This window comes from Microcoleus sp. N9_A1 (assembly GCF_036701795.1).
GTDB lineage: Bacteria > Cyanobacteriota > Cyanobacteriia > Cyanobacteriales > Microcoleaceae > Microcoleus.
This window is the reverse complement of sequence record NZ_JAUBRI010000091.1, coordinates 1-19,304: the sequence shown is the minus strand read 5'-3', so window position 1 is coordinate 19,304 and position 19,304 is coordinate 1. Positions and strand designations below refer to the sequence as shown.

Annotated in this window: 15 protein-coding genes; 10 read left to right on the top strand and 5 right to left on the bottom strand. The window is 45.0% G+C overall.

What is annotated here, in order from left to right:
- Positions 1-133 precede the first annotated feature (133 nt).
- On the bottom strand, positions 134-2,332 hold the full coding sequence (locus QUA58_RS27730) for a tetratricopeptide repeat protein (RefSeq protein ID WP_333397288.1): 2,199 nt from the start codon (positions 2,330-2,332) through the stop codon (positions 134-136).
- 360 nt (positions 2,333-2,692) lie between these two features.
- On the opposite strand from QUA58_RS27730, the gene QUA58_RS27725 reads away from it, so the two are divergent.
- From QUA58_RS27725 to mnmE, 3 genes are read left to right on the top strand one after another with little or no spacing between them, the layout of a single operon-like run.
- Complete coding sequence (locus QUA58_RS27725) at positions 2,693-2,902, top strand: hypothetical protein (RefSeq protein WP_333248320.1); 210 nt, start codon at positions 2,693-2,695, stop codon at positions 2,900-2,902.
- Entirely contained in the window at positions 2,899-3,246 is a 348-nt protein-coding gene (locus tag QUA58_RS27720) for a type II toxin-antitoxin system PemK/MazF family toxin (protein ID WP_333248318.1), read from the top strand. The genes QUA58_RS27725 and QUA58_RS27720 overlap by 4 nt, the downstream gene beginning before the upstream one ends.
- A 34-nt stretch (positions 3,247-3,280) precedes the next feature.
- Entirely contained in the window at positions 3,281-4,666 is a 1,386-nt protein-coding gene (mnmE, locus tag QUA58_RS27715; RefSeq protein WP_333397285.1) for a tRNA uridine-5-carboxymethylaminomethyl(34) synthesis GTPase MnmE, read from the top strand.
- A 357-nt stretch (positions 4,667-5,023) separates the two neighbouring features.
- Here mnmE and QUA58_RS27710 read toward each other — a convergent pair whose 3' ends face one another.
- Entirely contained in the window at positions 5,024-6,562 is a 1,539-nt protein-coding gene (locus tag QUA58_RS27710; protein ID WP_333397283.1) for a SagB/ThcOx family dehydrogenase, read from the bottom strand.
- Positions 6,563-6,789: 227 nt separating this feature from the next.
- On the opposite strand from QUA58_RS27710, the gene QUA58_RS27705 reads away from it, so the two are divergent.
- From QUA58_RS27705 to QUA58_RS27685, 5 genes are all read left to right on the top strand, one after another.
- Positions 6,790-7,311 (top strand): pentapeptide repeat-containing protein, encoded by a 522-nt coding sequence (locus QUA58_RS27705; protein WP_333248308.1) that lies wholly within the window; start codon positions 6,790-6,792, stop codon positions 7,309-7,311.
- Between the two features lie 194 nt (positions 7,312-7,505).
- Positions 7,506-7,838, top strand: coding sequence for a hypothetical protein (locus tag QUA58_RS27700; RefSeq protein WP_333397281.1), 333 nt, complete (start codon positions 7,506-7,508; stop codon positions 7,836-7,838).
- Between the two features lie 33 nt (positions 7,839-7,871).
- Positions 7,872-9,950, top strand: a complete 2,079-nt coding sequence (locus tag QUA58_RS27695; RefSeq protein WP_333397279.1) for a dynamin family protein — start codon at positions 7,872-7,874, stop codon at positions 9,948-9,950.
- A gap of 14 nt (positions 9,951-9,964) precedes the next feature.
- A complete protein-coding gene (locus QUA58_RS27690) occupies positions 9,965-11,647 on the top strand; it encodes a dynamin family protein (protein WP_333397277.1) in 1,683 nt (560 codons plus the stop codon).
- Positions 11,648-12,002: 355 nt separating this feature from the next.
- The gene (locus QUA58_RS27685) at positions 12,003-13,067 is read left to right on the top strand and encodes an aldo/keto reductase (protein WP_333248302.1); all 1,065 of its coding nucleotides are present in this window, start codon (positions 12,003-12,005) and stop codon (positions 13,065-13,067) included.
- A 182-nt stretch (positions 13,068-13,249) separates the two neighbouring features.
- On the opposite strand, the gene QUA58_RS27680 is transcribed toward QUA58_RS27685, so the two are convergent.
- Positions 13,250-14,542 (bottom strand): endonuclease/exonuclease/phosphatase family protein, encoded by a 1,293-nt coding sequence (locus tag QUA58_RS27680; protein ID WP_333397276.1) that lies wholly within the window; start codon positions 14,540-14,542, stop codon positions 13,250-13,252.
- Between the two features lie 110 nt (positions 14,543-14,652).
- A complete protein-coding gene (gene gloA2 / locus QUA58_RS27675; protein ID WP_333397275.1) occupies positions 14,653-15,039 on the bottom strand; it encodes an SMU1112c/YaeR family gloxylase I-like metalloprotein in 387 nt (128 codons plus the stop codon).
- Positions 15,040-15,113: 74 nt separating this feature from the next.
- On the opposite strand from gloA2, the gene QUA58_RS27670 reads away from it, so the two are divergent.
- Positions 15,114-15,350 carry a hypothetical protein gene (locus QUA58_RS27670; RefSeq protein WP_333397273.1) on the top strand — a complete coding sequence of 79 codons (237 nt, stop codon included), beginning with the start codon at positions 15,114-15,116 and terminating at the stop codon, positions 15,348-15,350.
- Positions 15,347-16,396 carry a ketol-acid reductoisomerase gene (ilvC, locus tag QUA58_RS27665; protein WP_333397271.1) on the top strand — a complete coding sequence of 350 codons (1,050 nt, stop codon included), beginning with the start codon at positions 15,347-15,349 and terminating at the stop codon, positions 16,394-16,396. The genes QUA58_RS27670 and ilvC overlap by 4 nt, the downstream gene beginning before the upstream one ends.
- An 865-nt stretch (positions 16,397-17,261) precedes the next feature.
- Here the strand turns inward: ilvC and QUA58_RS27660 are convergent.
- Positions 17,262-18,920, bottom strand: a complete 1,659-nt coding sequence (locus tag QUA58_RS27660; protein ID WP_333397269.1) for an alpha/beta hydrolase — start codon at positions 18,918-18,920, stop codon at positions 17,262-17,264.
- Between the last annotated feature and the right edge of the window lie 384 nt (positions 18,921-19,304).

Genomic DNA, 19,304 nt, shown 5'->3' with positions numbered 1-19,304 from the left:
GGTATTTTAAAGTCCCAAAAGCCTTTCGATCCAACTTATTTGCTCGCTACCCCTTGACAGATCAAGACAGTATCTACAAAATGCTAATGATTGATGACTGATGACTGATGATTGATGACCGATCGCTAATAGTTTATTTAGGGTCGTTTATTTGTGCTTGGGCGTTTTGGAAACCATCGGCTCTTCCTTGTTCTAGAAAGAGGGTTGCAGCTTTCTGAAAATCCTCGATCGCCCCAGCACGGTCTTTGAGTTGGCGGCGGACGAGGCCTCGGCTGTAAAAAGCGCTAGCATTGTTGGGGTTGAGCCGCAGCGAGTGAGCGAAATCCTCAACCGCTAAAGGGTAATTTTTTAGTTCTGAGTAAATAGTACCGCGATTGCTGTAAGCTACTCCATCGCTGGGATTGAGCCTAATTGCTTGAGTAAAATCTTCCACAGCTCCCTGTTTGTCTCCCGAAGCCGATCGAGCTAATCCTCGATTGCTGTATGCTTTGGGATTGTTGCCGTTGAGTCCGATCGTCAAACTGCAATCTTCGCTGGCCTTTTGAAATTGTTTTAAATTCAGATAAGCAATGCAGCGGTTGTTGTAAGCTGCTTCATCTTTTGGATCGAGGCGAATTCCTTCGGTGCAATCTGCAATCGCTTTGTCGTAGGTGGCCAAATTCAAGTAAGCGCTGCACCGATTGGTATAAGCATCAGCGAGATCTGGTTGCAATTCGATCGCCTTAGTATAATCTTCCATCGCTCCTTGATAATCTGCCAGATTAAACCGTGATCGACCACGACTGTAGTATACGCCAGCTTGTTTGGGGCTAATTTGAATGGCTTGAGTAAAATCTGCCATTGCTCCTGTTTTGTCGCCTGCTGCCGATCGAGCTAAACCCCGATTGCTGTAAGCTGTAGCATCGTTGGGAGTGAGCAGAATTGCTTGAGTGTAGTCTTCAATTGCCTGGCGGTAGTCGCTCAAATCGTAGTAGGCTAAACCCCGCTGAGAGTATGCCTCACCGTCGCTGGGATTCAGTCGCACTACTTGGGTGAAATCTTCCACGGCCCCCCGCTTGTCCCCGATGTCGAGGCGGGCCATACCTCGATTGTAGAGAGCTTTGGCGTGGCTAGGATTGACTTTAATTGCTTGCGTGTAATCCTGTATTGCTTGCTCGGTTGCGCCCATGTCGTAGCGAGCGTTTGCCCGCTTGTAGTAAGTTTCCGCATCGCTGGCATTCAGGGCGATCGCTTGAGTATAATCGGCGATCGCACCTGTTGTGTCACCTTGCTGCGCCTTGCCCACGCCGCGGGCTAACCATTCTTTTGCCCTCGCCGGACTTTGACTCTGCCAAAAGTAAATTATCAGTGCCGTCAGGATTAAAGCTGCCGCTGTTGCAGCCAACAGCAGCAGTTTGGTTTGGCTTTGTCTTCGCGGTTGACTCATAGCGTGCGTGATGATTGTGGCTGGCGGTGGCTCAAGCTCCAATTTTACGGCGATTTGTTTGAGGTATGCTAAAACTTCGGCGGCCTCCTGATAGCGTTCCTCGCAGCCAGGGCGCACCATTTGATCGATAATATCTGCTAGGGCAGGCGAACAAGTTGCCCGGTTTCGCCAGGGAATTTGGCTTTTGTTGTTTTTTAAGGCACTCAGTTCGTTGGGTGAGAGTCCGGTCACGGCAAGCTGGGCGATCGTACCTAGAGCGTAGATGTCGCTATTGTAACGGGGGTTGCCGCTCAATTGCTCGATCGGCACGTATAACTCCTGGGCCGCCAAATCCTGTTTTTTTGCCTCATGCCCTTTAACAGAGTTGGGGGAGGTTTGCGCCAACAAATGACAATTAGCGACTTCCGGGTTAATTTCTTTGTCTAAGCTAAAGTCTACCAACACAAATTTGCCGTCTGACTCGCGCCGGATAGCTCTGTCTGGTTGAATTCTGCGGTGAATAAAACCCTTCTCGTGTATGAACACCAAAATTTCTAATATTTCTGATAGCAGAGCAATTACTTGGTCTTCATCCCAAGGTTGACCGGGTATTAGTTCTTGACTTAAAGGTGATCCGGCAATAAATTCTTCAATTAAGTATAAACTTTGATTTTCCTCAAAATACGCCAATAATTCGGGAATTTTGTCGTGTTTTCCCAATTTTTCAATTATTTCAGCGTTTCTTTGAAATATAACTTTGACTAATTCGGGAGTTTGCGAACTTGTGCCGGGGAGTCGCATTTCTCTAACCGTGCATTGCGGATACCCGGGACGGTGAGTATCTGCTGCTAGATAAGTTTTTCCCACCTCACTTGAGTCTGTGACTTTAATGATGCGGTAACGTCTGTCTAGAAGTTGACCAATCATGCTTTGCCCTCTACCCTGTCAATTTCCCATTATCGCATGAAATCAGGATATATCACTGCGGTGTCAAACTTTTAGCTATTGATTCGGGTGTGCCAAGCCGCCTTTAAATTGCCAGTAGTAGGACTACAGGTGCTGGCAATTTAAAGGCTATCGCCCGGACTTTGAGCCTTGTCTGAATTTGAGCAGTCTTGGACGCAGTGTTAAAAGCCGGGATGCAGTATTTCCGTAAAAAAAACCAATTTCTGCGTCGAGGACTATAGCATTAAGATTAGTCCCAGTCTGCTGCCCGTATCCGTTGACTCTAGATGCAAACCCTGAACTTATAGTATAATTTAGTAACCGAGCAACAGATGACTTAAAATGAACGTACAACTGGTTGACTCCCTAATTCAAGTTATCTTATCTCTCTCCGCAGACGAGCAATTAGCGATTACGGACAAATTACTAGAAAACATCCCGTACCCTTCGACTCAGGAACTTATGCAGCTCGATCAAAGCGGTGGCTGTTTTGACTTTTTGCATGACGAACCTGATATTTACACGATAGAAGATGGAGAACCTATTGCGTGATACTAAAAAAAGGAGATATTGTATTAGTCGAATTTCCATTTACTGATTTGAGTCAGATGAAATTGCGTCCTGCTTTAGTGCTATGTGCTATTTCAATTCCTGATGAAGTTACTGTTTGCTTTATTTCGTCTCAAAATGTTACCCGATTAAATAATGAAGAGTTTGCTCTGAATGTGGAAGATATAGAATTTCCTGCAACTGGATTGCGAGTATCATCTAAAGTTAGAGTAACTCGAATAGCTACCCTCCAACGCAGATTAATTATCAGACGATTGGGTGAATTAGGAAATCTATATATACAGCAATTAGATGCATATATGATCGAGGCATTGCAGATAGGGTGATCGAGATAATTATTGAACTATAGAGCAATTAAAAATGGCTGAATCACTAACAAAAGGAGGAACGATCGCAGCGATCGCCACTGCCATAGTTCCCCAACAAGGCAGCGTCGGCATTGTGCGAGTTTCCGGTTCCGCAGCCTTAAAAATTGCCGAAACTCTGTTTTGCGCCCCAGGACGGCAAATTTGGGAGTCTCACCGCATTCTTTACGGTCACATCCGCCGCCCCAAAACTCAAGAATTAGTCGATGAAGCTTTGCTGCTAATCATGAAAGCACCGCGTTCTTTTACTCGCGAAGATGTGGTGGAATTTCACTGTCACGGCGGTATTATGGCCGTGCAGCAAGTCTTGCAGTTGTGTTTGGAACATGGGGCGAGATTGGCCGTGCCGGGAGAGTTTTCGCTGCGGGCTTTTTTGAACGGAAGGCTTGATTTAACTCAAGCTGAAAGTATTTCAGATTTGGTGGGAGCAAAATCGCCTGCTGCTGCACAAAGTGCTTTAGCTGGTTTGCAAGGAAAATTAGCGCAGCCAATTCGCCAACTGAGAACAACTTGTTTGGACTTGCTGGCAGAAATTGAGGCGAGAATTGATTTTGAGGAAGATTTGCCGCCTTTAGATGAAGCTAAAACTTCTTTGGAAATAAATCATGTTTTGGCGGAATTGTCAACAATTTTGGCAACGGCGGATCGCGGAGAATTGTTGAGAACCGGTTTGAAAGTGGCGATTGTGGGGCGGCCGAATGTGGGAAAGTCGAGTTTGTTGAATGCGTGGAGTAAGAGCGATCGGGCGATCGTCACGGATTTGCCCGGTACGACGCGGGATGTGGTAGAATCGCAGCTAGTTGTGGGCGGAATTCCGGTGCAGGTGCTCGATACTGCGGGCATTCGAGAAACCGAAGACAAGGTAGAAAAAATTGGCGTTGAGCGATCGCGCGCCGCAGCAAAACAAGCTGATTTAGTATTATTGACAATTGACGCAGAATCGGGTTGGACAGAGGGCGATTCCGAAATTTACGAACAAGTAAAACACCGCCAGCTAATTATAATTATCAACAAAATCGACCTAGTAAAAACAATCCCAGAATTGCCTTTTACCTCGGAAATTCACCCGATAGTCACCGCAGCAGCCGCCCTCGATCGAGGCATAGAAAAATTAGAAACAGCCATCTTAGATGCCGTCAGCGGCGGAAATTTGCAAGCAGCCAACTCCGACTTAGCAATCAACCAGCGGCAAGCAGCAGCCTTAACCAAAGCTAAAATTTCTCTAGAACAATGCACGGATACTATTAGCAACAAATTGCCTTTAGATTTCTGGACAATAGATTTGCGCGGGGCAATTCAAGCATTGGGAGAAGTGACGGGGGAAGAAGTGACCGAATCAGTGCTCGACAGAATATTTAGCAGGTTTTGCATTGGAAAATAGTAATAGGAAAAGAGTAAATTAAATAGGTAAGCTGTCTCGCATTTAAGTGGTATTTTTAGGGCGGGCGGGACACCCACCCACAAGAATTTCACTCTTTGTGGAACAGGCATCTTGCCTGTTCTTGAGAATGGTTTCATTCAGTTGACAGTTGACAGTTGACAGTTGACAGCCACCTCTACCTAGAAGGAAGAGGATTGGAGTAATGAATAGTTTTCTTTTAATTTCTCGCCTTTAAGGGAGAGGCTTTAAACCAATTTTTTCTGGTAATATGTTAATTTCATCAAACTTGACTGTAAAATTTAGATGCACCTGGGCTTAGTGAAGCAATACTACTGACAAATAACAACTAACTTATTGTCACGATCGCGGTCTTCCCAGACTTGTAATATAAAGCACGGCCTCGCTCGCAGGAATACCGAGAACGTCATTGACGCGATCGTCAAAAAAGCCCGCTATACCGCTGACACCCAAACGCAGTTGAACCGCTGCTAAATTCAACCGCTGGCCCAAATGACCCGCGTCCATGTGCAAATAGCGGTAAACTCGATCGCCATATTTTGCTACAGCCCTGTTCAAATCCGCCGTGTGAAATAACAGCGCCCCCGCATCTCTGCCCAAGTCTTGCCCCAAGCACAAAAAATGCAACTCCCTGCGGAAATTTTTAAACCGAATTTGCCGCAATTCTTGAGCTTTCGGAGCGTAATAGTAACACCCTTCTTCTAAGCCATGCACTCCCGAAACAGCAATAAAAGTCTCGATCAAACTTAGATCGAAATAGTCTGGATAACCGTCTAATCCTTGGTCGATATAGTGCTGCGGCTGGTAAGTAAAATCGAGCATAGCTAGCAGTTCGCCCAAGCTCAAAGAAGCACCTGTATAAGCACGGGTCGAACGCCTTTTGAGCATAGTGTTTTCTAAAGTTTCCAGGTTCACTCCCCAAGGAATCGAAGGAGTGACCGTCGAAACTTTAGTACAAAATGGAAAGTTATATTTATCCTCTAATTCCCCTTCACTTTCGTCAAGTTTCCAGCCGTCAGATCCTGTAGGGTCTGATTCTAAATGCGTGGCTTTGTGGAGGTATTTTAACAGTTGCCCTTCGGAAATTTTCGGGTAATCTGTCGTGGTGTTTCCGGGCAAAGCTGTTTTAAATTTAGGCAAGTTTTGGTCAATATCTAGCAAGTCGGCTAAAGCAACTACACAAATCGCTCCTTCTTGCTCCGAGTCGATGTATAGTAATTCATTGACAGCTTCGTCGGCGAATCCTCCAATCAGGTGAGGTCGGTAATCGTTGACGGCGCAAGCTAACTCGATATTACTCAATAAATGGCCGGTGTCTAGAAAAATTCGCCGATAAGCTCGGTCTTCGTAACGCCAAGAAGAACGGAAAAAAACAGTGGTAATGGCGATCGCCAATTGGGTATTTTCTAGCGCCGGCGACTGGAAACAAGCGGCTTGCAATGCCGGCCAAACTTGACTGTCCCAAAAATGAACAAGTGAATGAGTTCTGCACTGATAGTTGTAGAGTCCGGCCGGCAAATGCGGCGTGCCACGGGAGATTAAATAAACTTCTGCTGGGTAGAGGCCGCCCGCCGACGGTGCCGATCGCAAATACAGGTAGCTGTCATCTACCGTCTGCACCTTCGCCGTCAGCCCGTAGCTGCACAGCAACAAGCTAGACAACCGATGCCACCAACCGGCATCGGGAGTGGCATTTGGATCGTCTGAGGGGTCTTTTAGATAAGGCTTGAGGTCAAAATACGCTCCAATTTTATATTCTTTGAAAGACACAGGTTGCTCTGTCCAATCTAGCTGTTTACTTTTAGCAGCAATGGTTTCAGGGTCGTATTTTGTCCGTTCGTGGTAGTGCTCAGCAATGGAGAGAGGAAGTTCTGGCATATTTCAGTAGAGGATTGGCTTTGGTTTCTCGATCGATCTTGACATTACTAACCGCTTACTGGTCGAGCAAGGCAGAAATTCACAAATATAAAAAAAATCTTAGAAAAAATGCGACTGTTGTTACACAAGCTTAACATAATAAGAGACATAAGTATAAATACGCAGAATAATAACCATTAATTACTGTTATGGATTGGCTGCTGTAGCTGTCATCATGAGGAGTGAAAATGCAAAAGCTAAGCGCTGAGGAATTGCTCGCTCAGTATGCTGAGGGCAAGCGAAACTTTAACGCCGTTGACTTAAGTGAAGATAACTTGTTTCAAGCAGATTTGGCGGAAATAAATCTTTCTGGTAGCGTTCTGAAGCGAGCTTATTTGCCCTACGGAAATTTAACTCAAGCCAATCTTTATAAAACTGATTTGCAAGATGCTGAATTGGGCGACATTCAACTTTATGAAGCTAACTTGTCGGAAGCAAATTTATCAAGAGCAAATTTATCAAGAGCAAATTTACGTCACGCAAATTTGCAAGGTGCGAATTTGCAGAAAGCCAATTTGCAAGGTGCGGATTTGTACAATGCAGATTTAAGGAATGCCGATTTGAGATATGCGGATTTGAGCCGAGCTAATTTGGAGAAAGCAAAGTTAACCAAAGCTCAACTAGCCGGCTGCAACTTATTTCGATCGCGCTCGGTTGATTTGTCGGAAGCAGAGTGCGATCGCACTACTATCGGACCCGAAGGCTATTGATGATTCGCAGCACTGCGGGCGATCGGCTTAATTAGTCGTGAAGCGTAGCTATCCCGTAGGGAATCGCCCTTTTTAAAATTTCTTAACATTTCTCGACACGGGGGAAAATGTGAGTTACAGTCGTAGAGAACTTATCGCTGCGCAACATTGACAATAAATAACAAATTTTTCCAGCACAAAACAGGCTAAGATTTATGAATTCTCCCGATAAAAAAGCCAGAGAACTCCGGCACAAAGAACAAGAACTACGGCAGCGCGAACAAGAACTTCGGCTCCGCGAACTAGAAGCCGAAATCGACCGCTCAGTGCCAGAACATCTAACAAGCAAGTACCAAGAACCAGACAGCCAAGTTAACGGCAAACTCAAACAGTGGCGCCGAAAAATTATAGCAGCCGCTCAATTTACAGGCATTGTCATTGCTGTTGTCGTTGCAGTTCGCATAGCATCTTGGCTGGCAGCGGCGCTGATAGTGGGAGGCATTGCTTTCATAGCTTACAAAATGTTTATTGAAGAAGACAAAAGTTGAGAATTTCAAGCAGAAAACTATCAGGAAATACCCATGAACCTTAAAGTAGAAACTAGCAACTTTCTCAACGATCTAGAGCGCGTAGCCGCCGTCCGCCGAGAAATTGCCACTCGCCTCAGCAACATCGCGACAGCCATCAACCAATCAGAATTAGCAGGAGGAGAAGCATCGGGAAAACTCGGTTTAGAAACAGACAACGCTGACATAGATCTCGCCAGTAAAAACTTGCGCCAAGGAGTCTTTCGGCTGTTAGTGCTAGGCGACATGAAACGCGGAAAAAGCACTTTTCTCAATGCGTTAATCGGCGAAAACTTACTGCCCAGCGATGTAAATCCCTGTACAGCTTTGCTGACGATTTTGCGCTATGGTTCAGAAAAAAAAGTTACCGTTTATTTCAATGACGGCAAAAGCCCAAAACAACTAGATTTTAAAAGTTTTAAACAGAATTACACAATTGACCCCGCTGAGGCAAAACGCCTAGAAGAAGAAAAGAAACCAGCATTTCCAGATATCGATTGCGCCGTAGTAGAATATCCCTTACCCTTGCTAGAAAAAGGCATAGAAATAGTAGACAGTCCTGGACTAAATGATACAGAAGCCCGCAATGAATTATCTCTAGGTTACATCAACAACTGCCACGCTATTTTGTTTGTGCTCAGGGCAACTCAGCCTTGCACAATGGGGGAAAGGCGCTATCTAGAAAATTATATCAAAGGTCGCGGTTTGAGCATTTTCTTTCTCATCAATGCTTGGGATCAGGTGCGGGAAAGTTTGATTGACCCGGATGATGCTGAAGAAATGGCAGAAGCAGAAGAGAAACTGCGGCGCGTTTTCAAAGTTAATTTGGCTGAATATTGTTTAACCGAAGGACACGATATTTACGACGAGCGAGTGTTTCCAATTACTTCAATTAAGGCGCTCAGGTTGCGGATTAAAAACCCGGATGCGGATTTAGCAGGAACTGGTTTTCCCGAGTTTATGGCGGCACTGAATACGTTTTTGACGCAGGAAAGGGCGATTTCTGAACTGCGTCCGGCGAGGACTTTGGCGCGTCAAATTTCTGCTCGCGTCCGCGAAGCTGTTGGGCGCAGATTACCATTGCTCGATCGCGATGTCAATGAGTTGAAGGAAAAGATTAATTCAGTTGAGCCGGAGTTTAAGAAGCTGACTCAGATTCGCGATGAGTTTCAACAAGAAATTATCGGAGTTAGAGATAGTAAATCGCGGGCGATCGCAGATTCTTTCCGCGCCTACGTTCTTAACTTAGAAAATACATTTGAAACAGATTTCTTACGCTATCAACCAGAGCTGAGATTTCTGGATTTTTTCAGCCAAGACAAGCGAGAAGCCTTTGAAGCATCGCTCAAACGAGCATTCGAGCAGTACATCAACGACAAACTCGCAGCTTGGACTCTCACGGCTGAACAAGAGATGAATTCAGCATTTTCGCAGCTATCACAAAGTGCTGCAAATTATGGAGCATCTTACACTAAAGTGACTGAAAAAATTACCGAAAAACTGACCGGGCAAAAAATACCAGCAGTAGTCAGCAACTCGAACGAAGATAACTCGCCAGCTTGGGCAAAATGGGCGATGGGATTGTTCTCGTTAACGACCGGAAATCTGGCGGGCGTAGCAATGGCAGGAGCGGGTTTTGATTGGAAAAATATCCTGCTCAACTTAATTACTGTGTTGGGAGTCAGTACGATTTTTGCTGGTTTTACCGGGATTGTTTTGGGGCCGCTGTACTTGGCTTTGTTGGGGATGGGTGTTGGGGTTTTGCAGGCAGACGGAGCTCACAAACAATTGGTGAAAGCGGCAAAAAAAGAGTTGGTGAAATATCTGCCGCAGGTCGCTCAAGAGCAGTGGCAGCCGATTCACGATGCTGTTAAAGAGTGTTTTGATGTTTACGGGCGGGAAGTGAGCGATCGCATGAATGCTGATATTAATTCTCGGAAATCTGAGTTAGATAATTTGCTGGAACAAAAGGAATCTCGCGAGATTAATTGTCAGGCTGAATCTGAGCGGTTGAAAAAATTGGATGCTGATGTTTCTGCCGAGTCGCAGAGTATTGAATCGCTATATCAAGGTTTCCTAGCATCTGCTAACTGAGATAAAACAACAATATGCAACAACCCGAAATTTATCAAGATTTAACTAACAATCTCAAATCAGCACTCGGCATCCTCGAACTCGATAAAAACTCCCAACTTTACCGAGATACAACCTCAATCTGCGACTATCTCGCCAAACCAACTTTTCAAATCGCTGTCTTTGGCCCGTTTAATTACGGCAAGTCAACTTTGCTGAATGCTTTGCTGGGAAATCGTGCTTTGCCGATCGACCTTGTGCCCACTACAGGTGCTGCCATTTATGTCAACTACGGCGAGGAATTGCACGCAAAAATTACCCTCAAAGACGGCACAGAAATTAGCGAACCGGGGACTGATGTGTTGAAACGCTATGCCATCCTTGACGACGCTAGGCAAATGCGGGATGATGTGGCAGCCGTGAATGTGTACTGTCCCCACCCATTCCTAAAAACGGGCGTGGAATTGCTGGATTTGCCGGGAACTAACGATCGCCAAGAACAGGATAACTTGGTTAGGGATAAATTGCTCACTGCTGATTTAGTGGTGCAGGTTTTGGACGCTCGAAAATTGATGACTTTGGGCGAACGGGAGAACTTGAGAGACTGGTTGAGCGATCGCCAAATCAACACTGTCGTCTTCGTTGCCAATTTTCTCAATCTACTCGAACCAGACGACCAAAAACAAGTATACAATCGGTTGTTGTTTGTTGCCGAAAGTTTTCGATCCAACTTGCCGAACAATATTAGCAATATCTACCGCGTCGATGCTTTGCCGGCTTTGAGGGCGAGGCTGAAAGGAGATGTGGCGGCCGCCCAAACTACAGGAATTGCCACGTTTGAATCGGCTTTGCAAAGTATTGTGGCAGCTCAACAGGAACAACTAGCAGTTAAGTTACCCAGAATTGAAGCCATAGCTACTAAGATTTGTCAATCTCTGCGAGCTAAATCTGAAACTGTAACCGCCGAAATAGCCGCAGCTCAACAAAAGCAAAAAAACAAAATTGAAATTAAACAAAAAGCAGAAAAACTGATATTAAAAGGCTTTCAAGCCAGCGTTTCTGACTTCGAGATTTGGCTTTACCAGCCCACATTTTTGCAGCGATATCAATCGGAAATGGCGCTGTCGCTTCAGGAAGGGAGTTTTGATGCGTGGAATCTAAAATTTCAGCGAGAGGTCTTGAAGCAGCAGCAAACCATCGCAGAATGGGTAAATAAAGCTTGCGAATTTTTTGACAAAGAACAGCCGATCGCACTTTTGATTTCGTTTCCCCCAGCCCCGCAAATCGTTTTACCGCAACCGCCGCCACCTCCACCTCAAAAGTCGAACGAGGGCGAAGTGGCTCCAGTGGCGATCGCAACCGGCTTAGGTTGGCTGTTGGGCGGGCCTGTGGGAGCCGCAGTAGTCGGCGGTGCTAGCTATATTTTGAATAAAAGAACTGGGTATGAAAAGCCGCCTGAATCGTCAGAAGCTTATCTAAATCAAGTAAGGGAAATTTGCAGCGAGGCTGCTAAAAACTATCTCGCTCGCTTCAGTACCGATACTTTTTCCATGCTGCAACACTACAAGGAAATCGCCGGAAAAGTTATCTGTTTTCAAGACAGCAAAGAGCCGCTACAGACAAATATTCAGCAATACCAGATACAGTTAATCAATAATTTGTTAGAAAATATCGAATCATGCCTTCAAATGACCAAATCGGTAATTAACGGCAAATGATCCGAACCGACATTGCGGCCAGTACAAATCTTCAAAACACCAATTTCTTTGCTGACTAGAAACTGCTCGCTCGGAATATAACCACAAGTTACACTAGACCTTTTGCAAAAGTCTATATTTCTATGTGTTTTAAACACTTTGCATTAGGGCTTTTGTATTCACGAACACAAGGAGACTTAGCAGTGACTTATTCCTTTAGACAGTTCCATAACTCAAGCACCTCCGACCAAGGCTAGAGAAAAGATTGCTTCTAGCTCTTTAGGATTATTTCTGTGACCTACTTTGATAGAGGTTTTTTGCATCTGTTCTTCTAATACTGTGAGTAAGTCCTAGTTATTTCTTAAAGGAGACATTTATGGGTATCACCAGACGCGATTTGTTAAAAGTAACTTCTGCTTCGGGTTTGGTTGCAGCAGGGCTGGCTGCTTCCGAAGGATTTTTCAAACCTTTGTTAGCTCAAGATGAACCGACCCAAGTATACGCTGAAAGTGCAGTTGCCCAAGGTCAAACTCAAAGTGACGAGATGAGTTACAGGACGCTGGGACGCACAGGAGAGCGAGTGTCTGCAATTGGTTTAGGGGGACACCATATCGGACGCCTTCGAGAGGAGCAAGAAAGTATCAAGCTCATCCGCAGTGCGATCGACCGCGGCATCAATTTCATGGACAACTGCTGGGATTATCACAACGGACGCAGCCACCGCTGGATGGGTGCAGCGCTCAAGGATGGCTACCGGCAAAAGGTCTTCCTGATGACAAAGATCGACGGTCGCACTAAAGGCGCTGCTATGATGCAGATTGACGAATCGCTGAAAGCCTTGCAGACGGATCGCATCGACTTGATGCAGCATCACGAAATTATTCGGATGGAAGACCCCGATCGCATTTTTGCACCCGGTGGGGCAATGGAGGCTGTGGTGGAAGCGCAGAAGGCGGGCAAGATTCGCTACATCGGGTTTACAGGACACAAAGATCCTTTGGTTCACTTGCGAATGCTGGAAGTTGCCGCTCAAAACAATTTCCGTTTTGACGCAGTACAGATGCCGCTGAACGTGATGGATGCTCATTTTAGAAGTTTTGAGCAACAAGTTCTGCCTGTGCTGCTGAAGAACCAAATCGGTGTGTTGGGGATGAAATCTATGGGCGACCCCTACGTTCTTAGAAGCAATACTGTCAACCCGATCGAATGTCTTCACTATGCGATGAATCTGCCTACTTCAGTTGTGATTACTGGCATTGATACCATGCAGATCCTCGATCAAGCGTTTGAGGCCGCTCGCACGTTTAAGCCGATGGATGGGGCACAAGTTGCGGCGATGCTGAATCGCACACGCGAGGCTGCTGCAAAAGGGCAGTACGAACTGTATAAAACCAGCAACCAATTTGATGGTACGGCAATGAACCCATCGTGGCTAGGATAATTTGTTATACCAATTTAATGTGAAGTTGTACATATCTCGATCCCCCTAAATCCCCCTTAAGAAGGGGAGTAGCGGTTGACTTTGAGCGGAATCTTGTCCCCCCTTATTAAAAGGGGCTAGGGGGGATCGGATTCTATGCAGCGTCATAAAAAATTGGTATTAGAAAATATCGAATCATGCCTTCAAATGACTAAATCTGTAATTAACGGCAAATGATCCGAACCGACATTGCGGCCAGTACGAATCTTTAAAACACCAATTTCTTTGCTGACTAGAAAGTGATCGATCGGAATATAAGCCAGCGGCATAAAAGTCGGCCAAGTCGGTAAAATCCCAAAGCCCGATCGCGCATTTCGCAGGTTTCCGGTTTTTACCATATTTTTGTAAAATGGCGACCACATTGTGGTATTGAAATCCCCAACAACAATCAGCGGATTTTTTACTTGGGCTGCATACTCGCCGATGCCTGCTAGCTGTCGATTGCGATCGATAAAACTGTGCTGTTTGATCGGCACAGTCGGATGAGCAAGAATCAGAGAAATGATTTCACCTTGAAATTGAACATCCGCCAACAAGCTCTTTCTTTGATTTGAAAAGGCTTTAACAGAGGGATTCTTTATAGGCAGCTTGCTGTAGATGGCACTGCCAAATCTCTCAGATTCTTGATAACGGTAAGAGTAAGGAAATATCTCGCTTAAAACCGCTAACTCTTTTGCCCAAGACGGGCTGACTTCGACAAAAACCGCGATATCGGGTTGTTCTGCTTTTACCAGCGAGATCACCTCAGAATATCGTCGGTTACTTGTTAAAACATTTGAATGCAAAATCCGCAGATGTTGTCCGGGAGTTGCTCCTGCAAAAGCTGGCGCTGGAAAATACCAAGGAACAATTTCCGCTAAATTAATGATAATGCAAAATGCGCTCACCAGCAACCATATTTTTTTTGAGCGCACGAGAGCGAAGAATATAAAAGTAGAGAAACCCACTAGCAGATATTGTAGTTTAAAATGAGAACTCAATTCAAAAAAAATGTTAAATTCTCCCAAATAACCGACTATTGAAAATAGGGCATTTACAGTTGCTACGATAATAAACCATTTTAAAATTACGTGCTTCAAGCTTATTTTTTTGTTGTTGCTGCTGTGTATCACTGCCCATTTTAGCTTGATTTTTAGGTCGTTGGTAATCAGCAATTTATCAATTTCTGCTACCAATTTTTCTGGATTCTCCCACTCTCGCCGCTTTTGATAAAATCTCACCAGCAAGCTATCTATCACAAAATAACTAAACGAATTGGCAACAAATCCTACAAATACCAACACACCTAAACCGATCAGCATACCAAAAGATCCGCCGACTTTGACCAAACCAGAAAAAACGGCGACGTCACCTGTTTTACCTGTAGCTAATATGGCGATAAAAAGCATTAAAGCAGGCAATCCGATGGTGATTGTATTTCTGATGATAGAGTCCATTATACAATTTTAGATTTTAGATTTTAGATTGGGAATGAATGATGCAGTTTGTGTAGTTGGCACTACGGAATGGTTGCCTTAATAACGGCTTGACAAAATAGAGAGAGTCCTTAAATCTCATATATTTCTAACGGTAAATTGTCGGGATCTCGGAAAAAGGTAAACCTTTTTTCTGTAATCTCGTCAAGGCGAATTTCTTCTACTTCTACTTGTTGAGATTTTAAGTAAGCAACGGATGCTTCTATGTCCTCAACTGCAAAAGCTAAATGTCTCAAACCGCAAGCTTCAGGATTGTTAACTCTTTCTGGAGGATGGGGAAATGAGAAAAGCTCGATTGTGTCGCCGTTTCCGACTCGCAAATCTAGTTTATAAGAATTTCTCTCGGTTCGGAAAGTTTCTTTGATAATGGAACATCCTAAGACTTCTACATAAAATTTCTTCGACGCTTCGTAATCCGAGCAAATAATCGCCACATGATGTATTGCTTTTATTTTCATCTGAAAAAAGTTAGTTAGTTGCGTTTTTCTGAGATGTTGCACCATTCTCAATAAGCTTTTTATGAACAGGCAAGATGCCTGTTCCACAAGAAAATTCACTTTTTGTGGAACAGGCATCTTGCCTGTTCTTGAGAATCGTGCAAGATGTGAGGTTTTTTCAAATGCACAGCACGCTATTAACAATTATATTTGACGATCGCAGAGTCTGCGAGAAACCCTGCGAAATTCAGCGCGATCGACCTTTATTTTCCCCCGTCCAAATCTTAATTGGAAAATTTCTGCAAAAAAAGTACCCTACTTTGATAAAATGAGAGTTTTGCAGTCAATCACCCAATTTGCATCTCAGGAGACAAGCATTATGGCCCGTATGTATTACGACACCGACGCGAACCTAGACCTCTTAGCCAACAAAACGATTGCTATCATCGGTTACGGTTCCCAAGGACACGCCCACGCCCTCAACCTCAAAGACAGTGGCATGAATGTCGTTGTCGGTTTGTATCCCGGTAGCAAATCTGCCGCCAAAGCAACCGAGGCGGGTTTAACTGTTCACCCGGTAGACAAAGCCGCCGCCGCCGCTGACTTCATCATGATTTTATTACCCGATGAAGTTCAAAAAACTATTTACAAAGAACAAATCGAACCGAATCTTTCCGAAGGAAATGTTTTAGCATTTGCTCACGGTTTTAACATTCACTTCGGCCAAGTTGTGCCCCCAGCCAACGTAGACGTAGTAATGGTAGCCCCCAAGGGCCCCGGACATTTGGTGCGCCGGACTTACGAACAAGGCGAAGGTGTTCCGAGTTTGTTTGCAGTATATCAAGATGCTTCCGGTCAAGCGCGCGATCGGGCAATGGCCTATGCTAAAGGTATCGGTGGCACCAGAGCCGGCATCCTAGAAACCACTTTCCGCGAAGAAACAGAAACCGATCTTTTTGGCGAACAAGTAGTTTTGTGCGGCGGTTTGAGCGCCTTAATTAAAGCTGGATTTGAAACTTTAGTTGACGCCGGATATCAACCGGAATTAGCTTATTTTGAATGTTTGCACGAAGTTAAACTTATCGTTGACTTAGTAGTAGAAGGAGGCCTCGCCAAAATGCGCGACAGCATCTCCAATACCGCAGAATACGGCGATTTAACTCGCGGCCCCCGCATCGTCACGGATCAAACCCGCGCCGAAATGCGTAAAATTCTCAGCGAAATTCAATCCGGCCAATTTGCCCGCGAATTCGTTCTGGAAAACCAAGCCGGCAAACCGGGCTTTACCTCCATGCGCCGTCAGGAAGCAGAACATCCTATTGAAGAAGTTGGTAAAGATTTGCGAGCTATGTTTAGCTGGTTGAAAAAGCAAGCCTAATCAATTTTAGATTTTAGATTTTAGATTTTAGATGGGATGACAAATCTAAAACAGTCCTGGACGCAGAACCTAATTATGTAGGGTGTGCACTGCACACCTTACCGCTGGCAGGAAAATCTCTAATCTCAAGTTTAATCGATTACAGATTAGAGAGTGGATAAAAAATCTCAAACCTAAAATCCAAAATCTAAAATCGTACTGTTGGGCGAAGCGAAGCGTAGGGTTCGCTTCGCTTAACCCAACCTACAACAAAATGGCTAAGTATTGTTAGAGAAACCGGGTTTCTCGCTGGTAGCTCAAAACTATTGACTGGGACTAGGACTTTTTTGCAATTTATCAATATCCTCTTGCCTTTGCTCGTTGAAATCTCTCGGCCTCAGCCAATTCGGCCACAACCCAACGAAGAATTTTCGACTTGCCACGCTAGTATCTCTTACAGGTTTGGGGAGAAAAGTTAAAGTGTCACCGTAAAGGGTAAACAGGGCTGCCAACAGAAGCAATAATGGGATAAGATTTTTTTTAGGCATCGCAGTTTGGGAGTAGAGTTTGTGAAAGCGCTTTGTTATATTTTGCCCTTGCACGGACAAAATATATCAGAAACAGCTTAAGAAGAAAATACAGCCCTGGGGGGTAAGGGGTTTTGCCTACAACAGCAAAGCCTGCTAGTCGCAATCTGATGTCCCCTCGAACTACCACTACAAACACCTTTATTATAGGTGTTCGAGCGGAGATCAGATTATTAGCTAATAACTAATAGTGGTAAGGTTCGGACTGCGAACCCTACATAATTATGTTATGGGTCGAGAACTCAACAAAATACTATGCTTTTTGGGCGCTTACCTACTTAAAGACTAATAACTAATCACTATTTATTCTCTTGAATAAAAGTTTGCACTACTGCATTAATTTCCGGGGAAATGTCTGTTACCAGCCGCACCGGGATTGCCGATTTAGAAGCAAAGTGCGCGTATTCAGGTGTTAGAAAAACTGCATATTTTTCAGCTTCGGCAGTTAGTTGAGCGGCGGTAGCCAAACTTACAGCTTTAATATAATTGCGTATGCTAACAGCTTGGTCGCCGACAACTTCATCGCCAGTAATTCCTGTGCTCGGCCTACTAACTTGGTCTAAAGTTGTACTCGGATCTTTGACGCTTAAGTGGGTTCCTCCTACAAAACCTACTAGCCATTTAGGAGAGGGAATTTTCGGAAAGCCTGCAATTTGTTCGGCTAAGGCGGGAGTTGTTTTGTCTGCAGAAGATGCTACTATTAAGGTGGGAATTTTAATTTTACTTAAACCAGTTTCTCCAAATAGTAATGATGTGATCGGATTCATGGCGATCGCCCTTTTAATCCTCCCATCCCGCAATTGATACCGTTCTTCGGGCAATCCGGCTGCCGCGCACTGAATGCCTTCGCCCAAGCTGAACCCAATCAAATCCCCCTGACACCGCTGTTTGAGTGCGCTCAATTGCAGTTCCGCGCCGGCCAAGGACAAAGCTGTGGCGCCACCAAATGAATAGCCAATTATTACCGATGGGTCGATCGCGATTTTCCCCTGCAAGTTATCATCAGTTTGGTTCAATTTTGTCAGTTCGTCGAGTACAAAACTGATGTCTTTGGGACGGTCTAAAAACTCTTGAGGAGCTAGCAAGGGACACTTCCCCGCCATCGCAGCATTGGTATTCGTTTCGTTGCTGCCCGGATGTTCTAAAGCTGCTACTACATAGCCGTGAGACGCCAAATGCTCGGCTAAGTAGCGCAAATCCGTGCGGACGGAACCCAACCCGTGAGAAAAGACGATCGCCGGTTTGTCGGCTGTCGCAGCTCTCGACCAGTACACATCAACTTGAATACGCCGATTGCGGGCGCTATCGTTCAAATCTAGCGCCCGTACCTGCACGAAATTAGGGCCGGGCTGGGTTGGATCGAAAGGCAGGTTAAACGCGGGTTTAACTGGTGCTAACTGAGGTGCGATCGCCGCCATAAAGCGCTGAGTTTGCCAAAAACTTGCGTTCATATTTCCCAAAACTGCGAAAGCTCGATCGAGATCCACCACGACCCGCGAGTTCGGATAAGATTCAATGAAACTCAATACCGACAAGCCTTCCGGCGCGTTTGCTCCCTGCTGCAGAGCCGCTCGCAGCGCTTCCACACCCCCACCGTCGCGCCTGGGTATCACTGTAGTCAAATCCGTCAGGATGGCAGTGCCGATGCCCGTATTTAGCAAGTTGCTCAGGCCGACTACATTTAGGGGAATTTTCGCTTGCAGCGCCCGAAAAATTTTACTCCGCTGTTCCTCAGACAGGAGATTGGCATAAGCTTGCAGTTTTGCCGGGACTTTTCCTGTTTCTGCGAGTTCCCGCAAATCTGCAACCGATATTGAAGATTCTAAAATACCTTTGCGGACAACAACCGTTTGTGCAGCTTTTACAGGAGATGTCGTGCCGCTGAAAGGATTAATCGAAATCGAACCCAAAACACTCGCCACTGAAGAAAACCATCTGAAATTTGGTCTGATGCTCATTTTTACCTTATTGAACTAGAGGAGATATATCACCATATTCTCAAAATTCTCCCAGATACCGAGAAATTGTCCTAGATGGCGAGAAATTGCCTCCATCAGGGTGCGATCGGCAAAGCCTCTGGGCCTATTAATTTGTGATCGATAATAATGCTTCTATAGCAATCCTCGCATCATTTGTGAATTTCTTACTCCCTCCCCTTGATAAGGGGAGGGTTGGGGTGGGTAAAAAGTTTACGAATCATTTAGGATTGCTATATATGGCCTACTTACAGTCAAATCTAGACTTCTATAACTTATTAGCCATAATTGCTGTCGGGGCGACAAGTCACCTATAACGCTGATAGAATAAGCCTCATAGCTCTTATGCCTTGTTGATAATTAGGT